General features: G+C 42.9%; 19 protein-coding genes. All 19 read right to left on the bottom strand.

Annotation, left to right across the window (positions count from 1 at the left end; all coding sequences use genetic code 11):
• Nucleotides 1-23: 23 nt before the first annotated feature.
• Nucleotides 24-857, bottom strand: a complete 834-nt coding sequence (gene rplB, locus B7725_RS04855; protein ID WP_000512901.1) for a 50S ribosomal protein L2 — start codon at nt 855-857, stop codon at nt 24-26.
• A 17-nt stretch (nt 858-874) separates the two neighbouring features.
• Nucleotides 875-1,171: a 50S ribosomal protein L23 gene (locus tag B7725_RS04850; protein ID WP_001055347.1), complete on the bottom strand. Its 297-nt coding sequence runs from the start codon at nt 1,169-1,171 to the stop codon at nt 875-877.
• A complete protein-coding gene (gene rplD / locus B7725_RS04845; RefSeq protein WP_000024550.1) occupies nt 1,171-1,794 on the bottom strand; it encodes a 50S ribosomal protein L4 in 624 nt (207 codons plus the stop codon). The genes B7725_RS04850 and rplD overlap by 1 nt, the downstream gene beginning before the upstream one ends.
• Before the next feature lie 24 nt (nt 1,795-1,818).
• Nucleotides 1,819-2,445, bottom strand: coding sequence for a 50S ribosomal protein L3 (rplC, locus tag B7725_RS04840; RefSeq protein WP_000160197.1), 627 nt, complete (start codon nt 2,443-2,445; stop codon nt 1,819-1,821).
• A 216-nt stretch (nt 2,446-2,661) separates the two neighbouring features.
• Nucleotides 2,662-2,970, bottom strand: coding sequence for a 30S ribosomal protein S10 (gene rpsJ / locus B7725_RS04835; RefSeq protein ID WP_003009585.1), 309 nt, complete (start codon nt 2,968-2,970; stop codon nt 2,662-2,664).
• Between the two features lie 265 nt (nt 2,971-3,235).
• Nucleotides 3,236-3,862 carry a uridine kinase family protein gene (locus B7725_RS04830; protein ID WP_084874873.1) on the bottom strand — a complete coding sequence of 209 codons (627 nt, stop codon included), beginning with the start codon at nt 3,860-3,862 and terminating at the stop codon, nt 3,236-3,238.
• Nucleotides 3,859-4,455: an anaerobic ribonucleoside-triphosphate reductase activating protein gene (nrdG, locus tag B7725_RS04825; protein WP_000220159.1), complete on the bottom strand. Its 597-nt coding sequence runs from the start codon at nt 4,453-4,455 to the stop codon at nt 3,859-3,861. The genes B7725_RS04830 and nrdG overlap by 4 nt, the downstream gene beginning before the upstream one ends.
• A gap of 4 nt (nt 4,456-4,459) precedes the next feature.
• Entirely contained in the window at nt 4,460-4,960 is a 501-nt protein-coding gene (locus tag B7725_RS04820) for a GNAT family N-acetyltransferase (protein WP_084872430.1), read from the bottom strand.
• Nucleotides 4,961-4,997: 37 nt separating this feature from the next.
• Complete coding sequence (locus tag B7725_RS09995; RefSeq protein WP_061598879.1) at nt 4,998-5,144, bottom strand: hypothetical protein; 147 nt, start codon at nt 5,142-5,144, stop codon at nt 4,998-5,000.
• 11 nt (nt 5,145-5,155) lie between these two features.
• Complete coding sequence (gene nrdD, locus B7725_RS04810; protein ID WP_162279011.1) at nt 5,156-7,363, bottom strand: anaerobic ribonucleoside-triphosphate reductase; 2,208 nt, start codon at nt 7,361-7,363, stop codon at nt 5,156-5,158.
• Nucleotides 7,364-7,491: 128 nt separating this feature from the next.
• The gene (locus B7725_RS04805; protein ID WP_084874869.1) at nt 7,492-9,009 is read right to left on the bottom strand and encodes a damage-inducible protein CinA; all 1,518 of its coding nucleotides are present in this window, start codon (nt 9,007-9,009) and stop codon (nt 7,492-7,494) included.
• Nucleotides 9,010-9,044: 35 nt separating this feature from the next.
• Complete coding sequence (locus tag B7725_RS09990; RefSeq protein WP_193431820.1) at nt 9,045-9,188, bottom strand: hypothetical protein; 144 nt, start codon at nt 9,186-9,188, stop codon at nt 9,045-9,047.
• Between the two features lie 73 nt (nt 9,189-9,261).
• Entirely contained in the window at nt 9,262-10,794 is a 1,533-nt protein-coding gene (cls, locus tag B7725_RS04800) for a cardiolipin synthase (RefSeq protein WP_084874867.1), read from the bottom strand.
• Nucleotides 10,795-10,917: 123 nt separating this feature from the next.
• Nucleotides 10,918-11,862, bottom strand: coding sequence for a 3-oxoacyl-[acyl-carrier-protein] synthase III C-terminal domain-containing protein (locus B7725_RS04795; protein ID WP_084874865.1), 945 nt, complete (start codon nt 11,860-11,862; stop codon nt 10,918-10,920).
• Between the two features lie 14 nt (nt 11,863-11,876).
• Complete coding sequence (locus B7725_RS04790) at nt 11,877-13,139, bottom strand: F390 synthetase-related protein (protein ID WP_084874863.1); 1,263 nt, start codon at nt 13,137-13,139, stop codon at nt 11,877-11,879.
• Nucleotides 13,117-13,932, bottom strand: a complete 816-nt coding sequence (locus B7725_RS04785; protein WP_084874861.1) for an MBL fold metallo-hydrolase — start codon at nt 13,930-13,932, stop codon at nt 13,117-13,119. Before B7725_RS04785 ends, B7725_RS04790 begins: the two co-directional genes overlap by 23 nt.
• Nucleotides 13,907-14,887 (bottom strand): NAD-dependent epimerase/dehydratase family protein, encoded by a 981-nt coding sequence (locus B7725_RS04780; RefSeq protein ID WP_084874859.1) that lies wholly within the window; start codon nt 14,885-14,887, stop codon nt 13,907-13,909. The genes B7725_RS04785 and B7725_RS04780 overlap by 26 nt, the downstream gene beginning before the upstream one ends.
• 3 nt (nt 14,888-14,890) lie before the next feature.
• Complete coding sequence (locus B7725_RS04775; RefSeq protein WP_084874925.1) at nt 14,891-16,159, bottom strand: glycosyltransferase; 1,269 nt, start codon at nt 16,157-16,159, stop codon at nt 14,891-14,893.
• 104 nt (nt 16,160-16,263) lie between these two features.
• The gene (locus tag B7725_RS04770; RefSeq protein ID WP_084874857.1) at nt 16,264-17,415 is read right to left on the bottom strand and encodes an iron-containing alcohol dehydrogenase; all 1,152 of its coding nucleotides are present in this window, start codon (nt 17,413-17,415) and stop codon (nt 16,264-16,266) included.
• Nucleotides 17,416-17,495: the final 80 nt, after the last annotated feature.

The following is a 17,495-nucleotide window of genomic DNA, read 5'->3' as shown; positions in this document are numbered from 1 at the left end:
GCGCTTATGCGACTAGTTTTAAATTATTTCTCGTTGCGACGACGAACGATAAGTTTGTCGGATTTCGCTTTCTTGTTACGAGTTTTAAGACCAAGAGCAGGTTTGCCCCATGGAGTAGATGGCGCTTTACGACCAACTGGTGCTTTACCTTCACCACCACCGTGTGGGTGATCGTTAGGGTTCATTACAGAACCACGAACTGTTGGGCGGATACCTTTCCAACGGCTACGTCCTGCTTTACCAAGGTTTACAAGCCCATGTTGTTCATTTCCGACAACACCAACTGTTGCACGACAAGTTCCAAGAATCATACGTACTTCGCCAGATTGAAGACGAACAAGAACATATTTACCTTCTTGACCCAATACTTGAGCAGAAGCTCCAGCTGCACGCACCAATTCTCCACCACGACCTGGTTTCAATTCGATGTTGTGGATCAAAGTACCAACTGGAATGTTAGCAAGTGGAAGAGCATTTCCGACTTTGATATCTGCTTCTGGGCCTGAAACGATACGTTGACCAACTTCAAGACCTTTTGGAGCGATGATGTATGCTTTCACACCGTCTGTGTAGTGTACAAGAGCGATGTTTGCAGAACGGTTTGGATCGTACTCGATAGTTTTAACAACTGCTTCAACGTTGTCTTTGTTACGTTTGAAGTCAACCAAACGGTAGAAACGTTTGTGCCCACCACCTTGGTGACGAACAGTGATACGACCGTTGTTGTTACGACCAGCCTTGTTCTTCAAAGCAACAAGCAACGATTTTTCAGGAGCGCTTGTTGTGATTTCAGCGAAATCCAAAGAAGTCATATTACGGCGACCGTTTGTTGTTGGTTTATAAACACGAATTCCCACGATATTTCCTCCTTAGATTATTCAGCTTCAGCAGCAAACAACTCGATTGCTTTTGAATCAGCTGTAAGTGTGATGATAGCTTTTTTAGTTTTGTTAGTAAAACCAGTGTAACGTCCAACACGTTTAGCTTTAGGTTTTACGTTGATTGTGTTGACATTTGCAACCTTAACACCTTCAAAAGCAGCTTCAACAGCTTGCTTAATCAAAAGTTTGTGTGCACGAGTGTCAACTTCAAATACATACTTTCCTGCTTCAAGTTGAGCCATTGAGCTTTCAGTAATAACAGGTTTTTTGATAACATCATACAAATTCATTATGCAAGAACCTCCTCGATTTTAGAGATAGCTGCTTGAGTAACAAGAAGTTTGTCACTATTTGCGATGTCAAGAACACTTGCAGTTGTAGCAGTCGCAACTTTCACGTTTGGAAGGTTACGAGCTGAAAGAGCTGCGAATTCGTTTCCTTCTTCAAGAATAACAAGGACTTTAGAATCGATGCTCAAAGCTGCAAGAACTTTTGCAAATTCAGCAGTTTTTGGAGCTGTAAATTCAAGAGAATCAACGGCTACAAATTTGTTTTCAGCAACTTTTTCTGAGTAAACAGATTTAAGCGCAAGGCGACGAACTTTTTGAGGAAGTTTGTACGCATAGCTACGTGGAGTTGGTCCGAAGACAGTTCCACCACCACGCCATTGCGGAGAGCGGATAGAACCTTGACGAGCACGTCCAGTTCCTTTTTGACGCCATGGTTTGCGTCCGCCACCTGAAACAGCTGAGCGGTTTTTAACCGCGTGAGTTCCTTGACGAAGGCTAGCACGTTGGCTGATGATCACATCAAACACAACAGATTGGTTTGGTTCAATACCAAAGATTGCATCGTTAAGAACAACTTCGCCAGCTTGTTTACCAGTTTGGTCGAATAATGTTACATTTGCCATTTTGACTGTATTCCCCTTTCCTTATTATTTACCAGCTTTAACTGCTGACTTGATAGTGATAAGAGATTTCTTAGCACCTGGTACGTTACCTTTGATAAGGATAACGTTCTTTTCTGGAACAACTTGTACAACTTCAAGGTTTTGAATTGTTACGCGATCGCCACCCATACGTCCTGCAAGGTTTTTACCTTTGAACACGCGGTTAGGTGCAACAGGTCCCATAGAACCAGGACGACGGTGGTAACGAGAACCGTGAGCCATTGGTCCACGTGATTGTCCATGGCGTTTGATAACACCTTGGAAACCTTTACCTTTAGAAGTACCAGTTACGTCAACAACGTCTCCAGCCGCGAATGTTTCAACTGTGATTTCAGCACCAACTTCCAAGCCTTCAACGTTTTTGAATTCACGAATGAAGCGCTTAGGAGCCGTGTTAGCTTTCGCTACATGTCCTTTAGCAGGTTTGTTGCTCAATACTTCGCGTTTGTCATCGAAACCAACTTGGATAGCGTTGTATCCGTCTGTTTCTACAGTTTTAACTTGAAGAACAACGTTTGGAGTTGCTTCAATAACTGTTACAGGGATCAATTCGCCAGCTTCAGTGAAGATTTGAGTCATTCCCACTTTTTTCCCTAAGATTCCTTTTGTCATGAGAAAATAGTTCCTTTTCTATATTTTTTATTCAAAAAGTTTTTAACGAGCGTTTTTCATGCTCAAGTCTAAGATGCAAAGGGCGTCAAACTCAAAGCGAAAATAGGAAACTGACGCAGTGCCTAACAGACACTAGGAAGTTTGTCTTTTTCACACCGAGTTTAGCCCGTGTTCAATTAAATTGATACACTAGCTTCTGCTCTTTTATATTTTAGATTAAAGTTTGATTTCTACGTTTACACCACTTGGAAGATCCAATTTCATCAAAGCATCAACTGTTTTTTGAGTTGGGTTGATGATATCGATCAAACGTTTGTGTGTACGCATTTCAAATTGTTCGCGAGAGTCTTTGTATTTGTGAGTCGCACGAATGATTGTGTAGAGGCTACGTTCAGTTGGAAGTGGGATTGGACCTGCAACTTGTGCACCTGTACGAGTAGCTGATTCTACGATTTTTGCAGCCGCTGTGTCAAGCGTACGGTGTTCGTAAGCTTTCAAACGGATACGGATTTTTTTGTTTGCCATCTTTTTCTCCTTTTCGTCTATTTAAGATAATAGGCTAGCTCCACAAGAAAACCGACGCGCGTTGCGTGGCAATGCAACCGAGCGTGTCGCAACCTCTTGCATCAAAGCTAAGGCTGTAATTTACAGCACCATAATAGAATAACACAAAGCCCCTGCGATTGCAAGGGATTTGTGAGCTTTTTTTCGTTTTTTTGGGATGAAACTGTTTTCCTATTTCATCTTCATACAATTACTAATTTACGACTATTAAAACTAATCTTTTCTTCTATGTAATACGAGTCATTTTGACTTTGAATTTGTCTTGCGATTGATCCACTAAGATATCTGCTTTAGACTCGGTTTCTCTATAGTAACGCAGATACTGCTCCCGTCTCATCTGATGGCTAGCTAACACAAAGGAAGCATCTCGATTTCTCATCATCGTATCTCGAGCTAGACGCCTTTTTATTTCTGTTTCTTCGTCCGCGTAGAAGCAGATGGTTTTGTCAAAGAGTTCCTTGGGTAGAAAACCCACAGACATCCCTTCAACAATCAGAATCGGTTTGGCTCCAGATAAGATCTCGCTAGCCTTCCACGGTTCATCGATTGTTAAGACATCCATACCTGCCTGCAAGGCGAGAATATCTCTCTGCAAACTTGCCAGTTCATGCGCCACTGGCAGACAAGCTGTTATCTTTTGATCAGGTGCTTGCTTCGGTATTACCAGGTGACGTTCCGAAGTGATATAGGGATCTGTTTCTAGTAAATTTACTGTAGTAGAATCTAGGGCCTGATATAATTCCTGAGCGAAGGTTGACTTGCCTGAAGCTCCATGACCGTAAATCCCCAGCGTCCTAACCCTTCCCGTTTCAATCTCTGAAACCAGTTGTTCTATCAGGTCTTTTTTCTTCATTCTCTCTTCACCTGTTCATAGCTTTCTTTTCCGTCATTAAGCTTGTCCCAAATCACCACTTGCCCACTTTTGAGAGATTTTTGCACATCGATAATCCGTTGATTAGAGGAACCTCGAAACTGGAGCATGAGATTGCGCTTGCTTTTATCATACCGTCCATCGACAAGGATGTCAATCAGCGATAAGAGTTCCAGTTTATCTGGAGTCTCCAGCATCATTTCTTCCCACGTGTAGCCCGTCCAGGACCAGATGTCTTTATCTGGCAATTCCTTTCGAATACGTTTAACGAGAGGTAAGAGGATACCTGTATTAAGAAAAGGTTCTCCTCCCAGTAAGGTCAATCCTTGAACATAGGGCTGGGCAAGATCTTCCATAATCTGTTCTTCTAATTCTGCTGTATAGGGAATGCCTGCGTTGAAAGACCAAGTCGCAACATTATAGCACCCCTCGCAGTGAAACATGCAACCTGATACATAGAGAGAGTTGCGCACACCTTCTCCATCGACAAAGTTAAAGGCCTTGTAATCAATGATTCGCCCTTTACTAAGCTCCTCGCTTTTCCATTCACCTGGTTTTGGTGTATTCCATGTCATCCTTCTACTCCAAATCTATCCAGTAACGTTCTACGCCATTGCGAACATCTTCAAACACCCCACCATTTGCCACAATCACCGCCCTACTAGCTGGGTTTTCCACACTACAGGTCACAAGCGCTTTTTTGATGTTCTTTTCCTTGGCAACTTGCAGGCCTTGTCTGAGGGATTCTTTGGCATAACCTTTGCCTCTTTCAGATGGACGAATGGAGTAGCCAATATGGCCCCCATTTTCTAGTAAGTAGTCATTTAATCGGAGACGAAGGTTGAGAAAGCCAAGAGCCTGGCCTGCTACGTCAAAACTAACCAGCTGGATAGCAGGAACCCAGTTTTCAGGAATATTGAGTCCCGCTTCCGCTTGAAGATTATCTTCTAGCCACTCTTCATAAACAAAATTGTTGGCGTTCCAAAACCCACCATCGTGGGCTGATTGAGTCTGTTCAAACTCTGCCATCATCTCTAAAACTGTTTCTTTATCTGCCAATGTTGGCCTGCGTAGTATCATTTTCACCTCCAATTAAGAGAAAAGCGAGAGCGGACTCTCACTTTTCTTTTTTCTTGTTCTTGTTTAAAAACTGTTCTCTAAGATTGAGCAAGCGTTCTTTTTTGCCCGTCCCACCTTTAGAATGTTTTTCATGATAACGAGTCACTTGAGCGCGTCCCTTATCATCCAATTGGTATTTCCCCATTCCGTCTCTTTCTAGTTTGTTACTTTATGTCCAGGTGTCTTAATGGTTGAACCATTCATATGTTTCACACGCGCAGCGATTTCCTTATGGCGCCCATTGACCATCGGACGAGCCTGAGGGTTACCTAGATAGCCACAAGTTCGTTTGACTACATCTACTGTTTTAGGGTCGCTATTCCCACAGTTTGGACAAGCAAAGCCCCTCTCTGTCGGTTCAAAATCCCCTTCAAAGTCACACTTATAACAATGATCAATCGGAGTATTGGTCCCTAGATACCCTACACGATCATAGGCGTAGTCCCAGACAGCTTCCAAGGCTTTTGGATTTTGTTGGAGAACTGGATACTCACAGTAGTGGATGAAACCACCTGTTGCACCTGCTTCTGGATAAGCCTTCTCAAAGTCCAATTTTTCAAACGGCGTTGGATTTTTACGCACATCATAGTGGAACGAGTTGGTGTAGTATTCCTTGTCTGTAATATCAGGAATAGAACCGAACTTTTCTGTATCCAAGCGACAGAAGCGATCTGTTAGACTTTCAGACGGTGTCGAGTAGATAGAGAAATGGTAGCCATATTGGTCAGACCACTCTTCCACCCGACGTTTCATATCGCGAATGATATCCAGTGTGAATTCCTTGGCTTCTGGATTGTGTTCCCAGCTATTTCCAAAGAAGACTGTCGCTACCTCGTACAAACCGATGTAGCCCAATGAAACTGTCGCACGACGATTCTTAAAGAGCTGATCAACGCTCTCGTCTTTTCCAAGACGGCGTCCGAAGGCCCCGTACTGATAGAGAATAGGGGCGTTTGCTGGTGTTGCTTCCTTGGTCCGTTCAACACGGTAAACTAGAGCATCTTCTGCGATGTTCATCCGCTCGTTGAAGATTTCCCAGAACTTATTCATGTCGCCCTCAGACTCGAGGGCAATGCGAGGAAGGTTGACCGTCACAACACCTAGATTCATCCGACCAGAATTGACTTCTACGCCATTCTCATCCTTCCATCCTTGGAGGAAAGAACGGCAGCCCATAGGAACCTTGAAGGAGCCTGTCAGCTCGATAATCTTATCATAGGACAAGACATCTGGATACATCCGCTTGGTTGCACACTCAAGAGCCAACTGTTTGATGTCGTAGTTAGGTGAACCTTCCTCTAAGTTGAGGCCTCTTTTCAGCGTAAAGATGAGTTTAGGGAAGATGGCTGTTCGATGTTCTGAACCAAGACCCTTGATACGAATGCTCAAGATAGCTTTTTGAATTTCACGCTCAAAACGATTTGTTCCCAGACCAAAACCTAGCGAAGTAAAAGGTGTTTGGCCATTTGAAGTGAAGAGAGTGTTGATTTCATACTCGAGAGATTGCATGGCATCGTAGATGTCCTTTTGCGTTTTCTTCCAAGCGTAATCTTCCCGTTTGTCAGGTAGGACCCACTCTTCCGCATCCTTGAGGTGCTTTTGATAATTCTTCTCTGCATAAGGAGCCAAGACTTCATCGATACGGTCAGCTGAACAGCCCCCGTACTGGCTAGAAGCAACGTTGGCGATGATTTGTGAAATTTGAGCTGTCGCAGTCTGGATAGACTTGGGACTTTCTACTTCCGCATTACCAATCTTAAAACCATTTTCCAACATGCCTTTAAAATCAATCAAACAGCAGTTGGTCATCGGTGTGTAGGGGCTATAATCCAAATCATGATAGTGGATATCCCCTTTTTGGTGAGCATTGGCTACGTGCTTAGGAAGCATTTGCAGTCCGATTGATTTTCCCACAATCCCTGCTGTCAAATCACGCTGGGTATTAAAAACATCGCTGTCTTTATTGGCATTTTCATTGACAACTGCCTGATCTTTATTAAGAAGCTTATGAATGCTAAAGTTGATATCTGTCGCTTTTGAGCGCTCAAAATCCCTCTGTGTCCGATAGGTGATATACTCCTCAGCCAAGGCATACTCTTTGGCTTCAAGAAGTTCATGTTCTACGATATTCTGAATCTCATAAATCTTCACACCTTTAGGGAAACGACTGTGAATTTCGGTAACGATTCTTTCAACTAGACCATTTAGGCGTTTTTCTACTAGAGGCGTAACGTCCATAACCTTTTCCGCCGCCTTGTGGAGAGCCTTGTCAATCTTGTCTACATCAAATACTACACGTCTACCATCTCGTTTTTCAACGAACAAGGTGGGAACGGTTGCAAGCTTTTCTTCTAATACAATCATATCCATGCTCTTTTCTAAAATATTGTTAAATAGTTTATATTCAGTATTATACCACTCTAAAAATAAAAATCAATATCTTGTGTTAAAAATCCTAAATTTTTTAAAATTCCACAAGATATTGATTTTTGTTATTTGAATTTATAAAGCTTAAACTCGCTAGTATCTGTCTGAACAAGCTCATAGTTTTCACTGAGCCAGCTCTCTACATCTGACCACAAGGCAACTTTTTGATTGACCACAATCATCTTCGGTTGATTCTCTTTCAGATCATTCATCAGTTTGGTTTTATTTTCGTCGCTTGCAGTATAGAGTGTTGGAGTTGATAGAGAAGTCGGCGCCAAGCGTTCACTTGCACGGTAGAAATCAGGACGATCATCCCAAGCATAGACACGATCCTCAGAACTCGTTTGCTGTTTTACCATGCTAGCAAGACGTTCTCTCTCCTGATAAGTCGCTGGATGCGAAAGGTAGCGACTCACGATAGGAAGAACAATAAGATAGGCAAGGGCAATCAGTGGTAGATAGAAATTTCCTTTAAGGAAAGAAGTTTGTTTCTCACGTCCTCTTCTACGACGACTGCCTCCATCCGAAACATCTTCCTTGATTCCTGTCAGAAGGAGCAAGACCAAGAAAGGAATTAGTACCACAAGATGAGTACCGTTGATGGGTTCTTTGGAAAAAATCAAGAGCCCCAAAGAAACCAACAATCCCAAACTAGCAGCAATTGATAGGGAATACTGCTTAGCTGGTTTTGACTGGAACAAACCAGAAAAGAGCAAAGTAAGGGAACCTAGCCCAATGGCAAGTAAGCCGTAGAAGGCTGCATTTTCAAGCAAATGTGCATTTGAAAAGAGGCTAAGAGTATTTACCAGATACAAGGTCTGGCTAATGGCATCCCCAAAACTACCTGTTAATACTGTATAGTAGCCCAAAGGATAGAATAAGAGTGAGAACCCTAAGGCTGACGCAAAAAATTGATATAAACCATGAACAAAGTGACCTTTGCCTAAGTTAAAGCCGATAATTCCCAAGGCTAGTGTAGCTGCAAATAAGGCTGTTGGGATTGGCGCAAGGAAGAAAGCGAGAGCAAGGCTCATACCAACACGTAAAAATCCTTTGTCACCGTTTGGATAAGCTAGGTAGTTCGTAACAATGCTAAGTGAATAAAATAGGAAAGGCAAGGCTAGCAAGAGAGCATAGCCACCACCAAAAGCGAGACCTGCTACCAACAAATTAAACACAAACACAAGCTGCTTGGCTTCTTCTACACGGTCTGTAAGACTATCCGCAGATTTAAAAAGAAAAACGCCTGCTCCAAACAAGGCCAACCACTCAACCAAAGCAATCAGAATACTGCCTTGTGAAAGATAGGTAAGCAGGTAATAGAGCAATCCCTCCGTCCCAAAATAATCTGTATACATTTGACCATTTTGATGCAAAGCCCAACCGGTATAAAGATCCTGAGTTTGTCGCGGACTCACTAAACCAAAAATAAGGGGGATAACCACAGAAATAGCTGTAGCCACTAAACTCCAAAGCAAGATACTAAAAAAGGGAATCGGAGCTCCTTCTCGCTTTTCTGGAACGGACCAGTCTTGGTAATGAGATTCTTCTTGTTTCTCATCTATTTTCCCATATACATTCATTCAATTTCTCCTCTAAGTTTATCTGTTTTAGTATATCAAAATCTTACAGGAATGTCAGCTTGGGATTGATATTTGCTGAATTTCTTATCCAATAGCGCAAAGCGTTCGATTTCACGAAAACGGTGGAATCGACTGTCTCTATACTCTCTAATGAAATCGTCATCTTCTAGATTAAGCATGGTTTTCTCCTTTACCTATCTATTCGTAAGAAGACAAAAAAGATCCAGCCTTGGGCTAGATCTTGATGGATAGTTAGAGCATAGGTGCAAACAACTGGACAATTTCCTTGATCAGGCTTTGATACCAGCTTGTTTTGATGGTGTGGGGATAAATTTCTTGAGAAACTTTAAAAATCTCTTCGAAATCCCTTTCAATATCGATGATGGACTGCGTCCTATAAAGCAAGACGGCATTTTCATAGTGGTGAAGCAAACTCCGATAGTCAAAATTGATGGTTCCCACAGTAGCTGCCTCTCCATCGACAAGCATTTGCTTGCTATGAAGGAATCCCGGGCTATACTCATAAATTCGAACCCCCGCAGATAGCAAGTCTGGATAGGCTCCTCGAGTAACTAACTGAATAACCTTCTTATCTGGGATACAAGGCGTCACAATTCGCACATCTACCCCTCTCAGAGCCGCATTTTTGATACTTTCAGTTAGATCATAGTCAGCGATCAGATAGGGAGTCGTGATATAAACATAGTCTGTGGATTGATTGATAAGGTTTTGATAGACCGTTTTTCCAACCTGGGCTCGGTAGATGGGTTTTGGTCCACTACTATAGGGAATACAGAGCCCCATCCCATCTTTGGGTTGATTTTCGAGATGGTATTGGTCAAAGTCGCTAATTTCCCCACGGTTGATATACCAGGTTGACAAAAAGAGTCTAGTAAAAGCCTTAACCGCCGATCCATCCAGGCGAATACCGCTATCCTTCCAGTAACCAAAGCGTTCGATATGGTTGATATACTCATCGGCCAGATTGACACCACCTGTATAGGCAATTTGGCCATCAATAACCATGATTTTACGGTGGTCACGGTTGTTATAGGCGACGGTTAAGCGCGGAATCACCTTATTAAATTTATGGGCCTCAATTCCTCGACCACGAAGGTGGATGGTGTAATCTCCAGGCAAGGTGGCCATACAACCAATATCATCATAGAGAAGCTTCACCTCTACCCCTTGAGCTGCCTTTTCTTCTAAAATCTCCAAAATACTATTCCACATCAAACCTTCTTCGATGATATAGTATTCGAGAAAGATAAACTTCTCTGCTTTCTTGAGATCCTCTAGCATCTGATGCCACATGCTTTCACCAGATGCAAAAAAATGTGTATCCGTTCGATCATAGACATCGGCATTCGTGTCCATGCTGAGGAGAGATTTGATGACACCGTAAGCCGACTTGTCTTGTTCTTTTAACTCCAAACGGAGAGCTCTGCTATTGTCCTCTCGGTCAACCATTGATTGGAGCTGCTTTAGCTGCTTCATTTCTTTTTTAGATAAACGGCGTTCTCCAAACATGATATAGAGTAAGGGGCCAAATACTGGCACAAAGGCTACTAACAGCCATGTTACTTTACTCTCAGGATTCATGGACCGATTGACAATCGATACAATGGTCGCCATACTCATCAAAATAACTAGAATAATCCAGAGAATCGGAGCCATCTGACCTAGATAGAGAAATAAACCAAAGATGATAAACAACTCTGCTAACATGATGGTAATACTAAAACCATATTTGGACATGAGTAGCTGCATTTTTCTAGCTGTCATACATCCCCTTTCTTTTCTAACATTCTCCTTAATTGCTTGATAAACTAATCTTTCTACTAGTATACCTCAGTTCAGGGGGAGATGGCAACCTTTTACTCTTACCCTTCCATTTTCAGATGCGTATTACAGTTTGAGAGCTAACATATTGACCGTCATACCAGCAGCAGTTCCCATAAGGTAGACGATATCTCCCTCCTTGATAAGTCCATGGTCCAAAGAATAAGCCAAGCCAAACGGTACAGAAACTGATACCATATTTCCATAGTCCGTGACGAGATTGAGGTACTGATCCTCGGCCACACCTAGTTTTTCCATGACCAAAGGAAGAGCACGACTTGCTTGGTGAGGAATGATATAGTCCACGTCTGCCAAGGCTAGCTGTGTTTTTTCTTGAAACTCTTCAAACATGACTGGGATTTTACGAGCAGACAAGAGGAGGATTTTCTTCCCCTTCATGTCAAACATATAGTTGGTCTTCGTCGTCTCAGAGTACTCTTTTGGTTGAAAAGAAGTCAGACCTCCACGAATCTCCGTATCGTGAGCTCCTTCCGACCAAGTACGTTGGAGACTAGCAATGACCCCTTTTTCCTGATGGCTTTTTTGGAAAATAAAGGCTGCTGCTCCATCACTAAAGAGTTCAAAACTTTCTTTTTGCTTGGAATTGAGCCCTAAACTTCCAACCTCACTAGACACGATCAGAACACGATTGTATTCGCCCGCCTCGATCAAGTGGGACATGGTTGATAGAGCAGAAATAAAGCTGGTACAGGTCGTATTGATATCCATAGCTGGGATTGAAAGTCCTTTTGCCACGCGCTCATGAATCAAGGCAGCCGTACAAGGAATAGGCTGAACACCAACTGCACTAGCTGATACAAGGCAATCGATATCCTTAATCTCTAAATTTGCCTTTTCAAGTGCGCGCTGGATAGCTCCTTCTGCCAAGTCGAGTTGCGTTTCTTCATTTTCAACTACACGATAACGCGTTTGGTCTTTAAATTGTACTGTATTTTTTGGCAGGTAAACTCCATATCCTGCGATTTCCACATGTCTTTTTACTTCTGTCATTGTCTTTCTTCCTTTCATAAACGTTGGATACGTTTGAGTTTACGGCTAGTATTCCAGTGATAATCTGAAAATTGGATTTGAGGAACTATGAACTCTTTTTGCTGGGCCAAGAGTTGGAACTGTGCTAAAATTGCTGTCTCTACGTCCTCATCTCGTCGGCTTAGACAAACTTCCACTAATTTCTCGGAATGTTGCTTAACTTGGTAATCTCCTACATTCTCCACAAAGAGGATGCAACGTCTGATAAAGTCTGGATAAATCGTTACCTGCCCCCCATTCTGCCCTTCAAAGTAGAAGATATCATCAGAACGTCCTTCGACCTTGTCAATCCGTGTATAGCAGGAGCCACAGGGACAAGGCTCCGGATTTTCAACCAAAATATCATTGAGCTGGTAGCGATAAACAGGCTGACTACTTCGCTTAAAATCCGTAATCACTGGATAAAAACGGCTGTCATCTAGATACTGCTTTTCCACAAAGATAATGTCTTCGTTGAGATGCAGATTGCCAGCTGAGCAAGTACATGCTAGAAAACCTTCAGTTGCCTGATAAACCTGGTCAATAATGGATAGAGAAAAGGCTTCTGCGATGCGTTCCCTATCCTTATCTTCCAAAATTTCTGCCACCGAAACGATTTTTTGTGGATGAATGGCTAACTCTCCAGCCTTTAGTCGTTTGCTCAACTCGAGCAGCATAGAGGCAGGCGCCACCACTATGGTCGGTTGGTAGCTATTGAGACGGCCGATATGGTCATCCGTATTTTTAAAAATATCAAAGTACTCTAGACGAATGAGCGCTGTATTGATGGTCTGATAGAGTTCATTATCGGCTCTCAGGAAAAAGGCGATGCGGTGGCAAAACAGCTGGCCCTTGGGCAACATCTTGGCTAAGATAGCCGCAGCCCACATACTGCGCTCTTTCTCTGTCGTGATAAAGAGGCCTCGATGTCCAGACGTCCCTGAAGACAGCCCAATCGCTACTTCACCTTTTAGTTCCGTAAAGTCACGTGTCTTCTCACTTTCTATGGCCAGAGCTAGAGCTTCATCTCGATCAACTCCTTGGGTGTTGAGTTCATTGAAATGACTCATCATAAAAGCCTTGTCCATATGATTAAAGTCGGCTGGTATCCCATTTTTAAAATAAGGTGACTCTCGCTTCAAAAAATCCATATAAGCAGATAATTGCTTTTTCTGATAGTTTTCTAAGGCTTCTCGAGACTTAAAATTATGAAGCCAACGAGTTTGGATAAAAGTTTTAAGAAAGGTTATTTTTTTCATACAAAATCCGCTCAATCCTTTCTACAGGGTCATGGCTGACCAGTACCTCGATACCATCTCTTAGAACATTTTCTAAGAACTCTGCCCCCTTGATATAGGCTTTCTTGTTGTCCTGCACCAGGGAAGGAAGCAGGTGCATCTGCTTGGTGTAAGGCAGAAGGTCAATTCCCCAACAGAGGTCTGCTGCAATGAGAAGCTCATGATCAGGAGTAAAGAGACAGGCTTGCCCCTTGGCATGTCCATCTACTGATGCTACTAGGATACTGCCATCTCCAAAGAGGTCACAAATTGGACCATAGGGAAAATTTGAATAGCGCTGATTTGCCTTGATAACGGTCAGTCTTTTCTCAAAATCAGCTGGTAAAAACTCTTTAAAGACCAAATCCTTGAGCTTGGGTTTCTGGTAAACTTCAAAAACCTCTTGAGTCAGGATAAATTGAGCGTTCGGGAAAAAACTTGCCCCTCCTAAATGGTCTGGATGGAGATGAGACAACATGACATAAGTAATCTCTTCTGGTCTAATTCCTTTTGCCTTCAATAAGTATGAAATCTGATCCTTTTCCGTCATCTGAACAGGAGTTCCTAGACGGTAAAAACCATAGCGTAGTTTAGTTTTAATGTTATAGTGATAACCCGTATCATATAGTAGATAGCCCTTGTCTCTGTGCTTAATCAGAAAGACGCCAGCTGGGAAGGTCATCTTTTTATTCTTGACTCCTTTAAATAGCAAACCCGCATAACTAGTACAATATCCGGCAGGGAAATAATCAATACTTTCGATAATCTTGGACATATTGTTCAATCCCTTCCGAAATACTGATTTGAGGGCGATACCCCAAGTCTCGCTCCGCCTTGCTGATGTCCAACGTCTGGCTATAACGGAGCAGATAATAGGTATAGCGTGTCAGAGCCGGTTCACCTTTGAGTTTCAAGACTCTATATAGAAACTCTAAACTACTGGCAATAACTGAAAGAAGAGGAGCTGGCACTTTTCTGTATGTTATTGGATAGCCCAACCCTCTTAAGGTTTCTTCTATCAAATCCTTAAAGGCTCTTGGTTCCCCATTGGTAATATTATAAACTTCGCCACTAGCTTGAGGGGTCTCTAGAGCCAAACGAATGGCCAGAGCAACATTTTCCACACAGGTCATATCCATGAGCTGACGGCCATCTCCTATCAAGGGAATGCCAATCCTCTGACTGAGTTTGAGAACTCGGGGCAAGATACTGGTATCCCCAATTCCAAAAAGTCCACGAGGTCGTAAGATAATGCTCGGAACATCGGGATAATCCTTAAACAGCTTCTCCGAAGCCAGTTTACTACGGATATAGTTGTTAAGCTTGTTTTCCTGCGGAGCTTCGCTTTCTTTGATAGCAAGCTGATCTCGAGGCGCAGCATAGATGCTCGGCGATGATACATAAACTAAACGCTGAATACCGGCCTCTCGACAACCATCCAGAACATACTTGGTTCCCAAGACATTTGTCTGGTAGAAATCCTCCCAAGGACCCCAAACGGTAGAAAGAGCACCCGCATGCACAACCATGTCCATCCCCTGACAAGCCTGAGCCAAATCCTCTTGCTTGGTCAAATCTCCCTGAAAAAATGTTACTAAGGAATTTTCCAAAGACTGACCTGCCTTGGGATTGCGTCCAAAAGCGCGTACCTGATAGCCCTGCTGACTGAGCTCTTCAACAACATACTTGCCTAGAAAGCCCGTAGCACCTGTTACCAATACTTTCTTCATTTTTTACTTCTCCTTGTCCCCTAAGAGCCGATGTATTTCGCTCTTCAGAATCTCTGTTGGCTGATAGATTTGAGCTGCACGACTGAGGTTCTTCAAATCTGGCCAGTTCTCCCGAGCCAATAATTCATCAAAAGCTCGCCCAATCGCTTCCGTATCCTCTCGTTTAGCGGTCAAAGCAATCCCTGTCTCTAAGCCACGAACCGCATAGTCATACTGATCATAGTCATGGGGGAGAATCAAGGCAGGCTTGTCATAGATAATACATTGGTAAAAAATGCCCGCACCGCCATGATGAATCACATAGTCCATCTGGGGAATGTATTCCTTATAGGGAAGATAAGATACCACAGAAACATTGTCCATGATCTCCTCACATTGGAAGTCTTGTCCGCCAAACCCCAGAGTCACAAAGAAGTGACAGTCTGGATGGGCTTTTGCCAATTGTTGGGTCTGGTAGAGGAGGTTGTCTTTGGCCCATGCTAGCTGAGTCCCACAAGATACGAGGACTTTCTTATGATTTGCATAAGGAGCCAAATCTAGGGGATAATTCTCTGCCCTCTCAATCGAAGACCCAAAAGGTCCCACCCAAAGGTAATGCTCTGGAAAACCACTTTTCAGCTCCAACTCTTTCATCCCAATTCCCAAGATGGAATAGGGCGAATAAATGGTTTCCTGACCTTTCTGATTGTAGAGCTTAAAATCGTAACGTTTCAATCGTTCTCTCAATAAAAAGGTTACGATTCGTTTCCCTAAACGAGTCCCTTTTCTTCCTAGCCATTGCTGGGTAGATTGGAAAGGATTCTTTGGACTGCCCATTCCCCCAAAGAAACAAGGCGGTCCATCTGTTGTTTCAATGGCAAACTGTGTCGCCATAGTGGTAATCCAGGGAATATTCAACTGTTCCGCTACAAGTCCTCCAGAGAGGGTTATAAAATCCGCAATCACAATATCTGGCCGATTTTTCTGCCACTCTTCTATTAAATGGTCAGACACCACATTGATCAAATCAAGACTAGCTGACAACTGTCGATAAGCAGAAAACAGGTTTAATTGCCCTTCATTGTTGGCTACTCGCTCAAACTCATCTACAGAATTTTCTAGAATGGGAAGCACCTGAAATCCCATCTCCTCTGCGACCGCTTTTCGTTGCGGTCCTGTAAATAATCGAATCTCATACAGGGGATCCTTCAACAAGGGTGCGAGTAGATTGAGTGTCGGGAAGAGATGCCCACTTAAGGGTACTACAACCACATCAATTTTGATTTTTCTCATATGTCTAGGATAGCAAATTTTTAAAAAAAGAACTACCATAATGATAGTTCTTTCCATTATTATTTATATTATCGGGAATACGTCACTTCCTCTTAAGTTAATCTCTAGAAGAGTTCTTTATAAAGAGCAATGGTCTCTTCTAAAGTCGGCATGAATGGATTGCCTGGCGCACAAGCATCGATCAAAGCATTTTTAGAAAGATAGTCAAAGTCAAAGTCTTTTTCTTGGATACCAAGTTCAGTGAGTTTCTTCGGAATTCCTACTGTTTCAGACAGTTTCTCAATTTCAGCAATAGCATAGTCAGCGCATTCCTGGTCTGTTTTCCCTTCAATATGGAGTCCCAAAGCTTTGGCTACATTGCGGAAAGCTTCTGGCACGCGTTTAGCATTTTCACGTTCAACAACTGGAAGAAGCATGGCACAGCAGACGCCATGTGGTAAATTATACACTGCACCGAGTTGGTGAGCCATTGAGTGAACGTAGCCCAAACCAGCGTTGTTAAAACTCATACCACCGAGGAAGATGGCATTGACCATCGCCTCACGCGCTTCAATATCTTGACCATTTGCCACAGCACGAGGAAGATACTCTTTGATGAGTTCAATCGCTCCGATAGAGAGTTTCTTGGTAACATTATAAGCACCTGGTGTTACTAAAGCCTCGACAGCGTGAGTAAGAGCATCCATACCTGTCGCTGCTGTCAATCCTTTCGGTTTTGAAAGCATGAGTTCTGGATCATTTACAGAGATAAGGGCGAGGCTGTTCTTATCAACCATTACCATCTTGACCTTGCGTTCTTCATCAGTAATGACATAGTTGATGGTGATTTCTGCTGAAGTTCCTGCAGTTGTATTGATCGCAACCACTGGCAACCCTTTTTTAGCAGACTTGTGGAGGCCTTCGTAATCCTGTGGTTTGCCACCATTTGTAGCAATGATAGAGATGCAACTAGCCGCATCCTGAGGAGAGCCTCCTCCAAGACTGATGATGAAGTCACAACCATGCTCTTTCAAAGCAGCCACTCCGTCTGTGACGTTCTTGCAAGTCGGATTTGGCTCCACATCGCTAAAGATCACATATTCAATCCCTTCAGCATCTAATGGTTTTAGGACCTTAGGTAAAATATCACTTCCCTCGATGAACTTGTCTGTCACCAAAAGAGCCTTTTTATACCCCAGTTCCTTGATATACGGACCTACTTCATTTACAACACCTTTACCGATAAGGTTAACTGATGGAACGTAAAATGTAGCCATATGTTTTTCCTCCTGCGCCTTTGCGCTATTTGATTATTTACTATAAGTATACGACCTTATAAGAAGTTTTACAAATATTT

Source organism: Streptococcus oralis subsp. tigurinus, assembly GCF_002096275.1.
Taxonomy (GTDB): domain Bacteria; phylum Bacillota; class Bacilli; order Lactobacillales; family Streptococcaceae; genus Streptococcus; species Streptococcus oralis_CN.
Note: the sequence above shows the minus strand (reverse complement) of the source record. Positions and strands in the feature narration are given on the sequence as shown.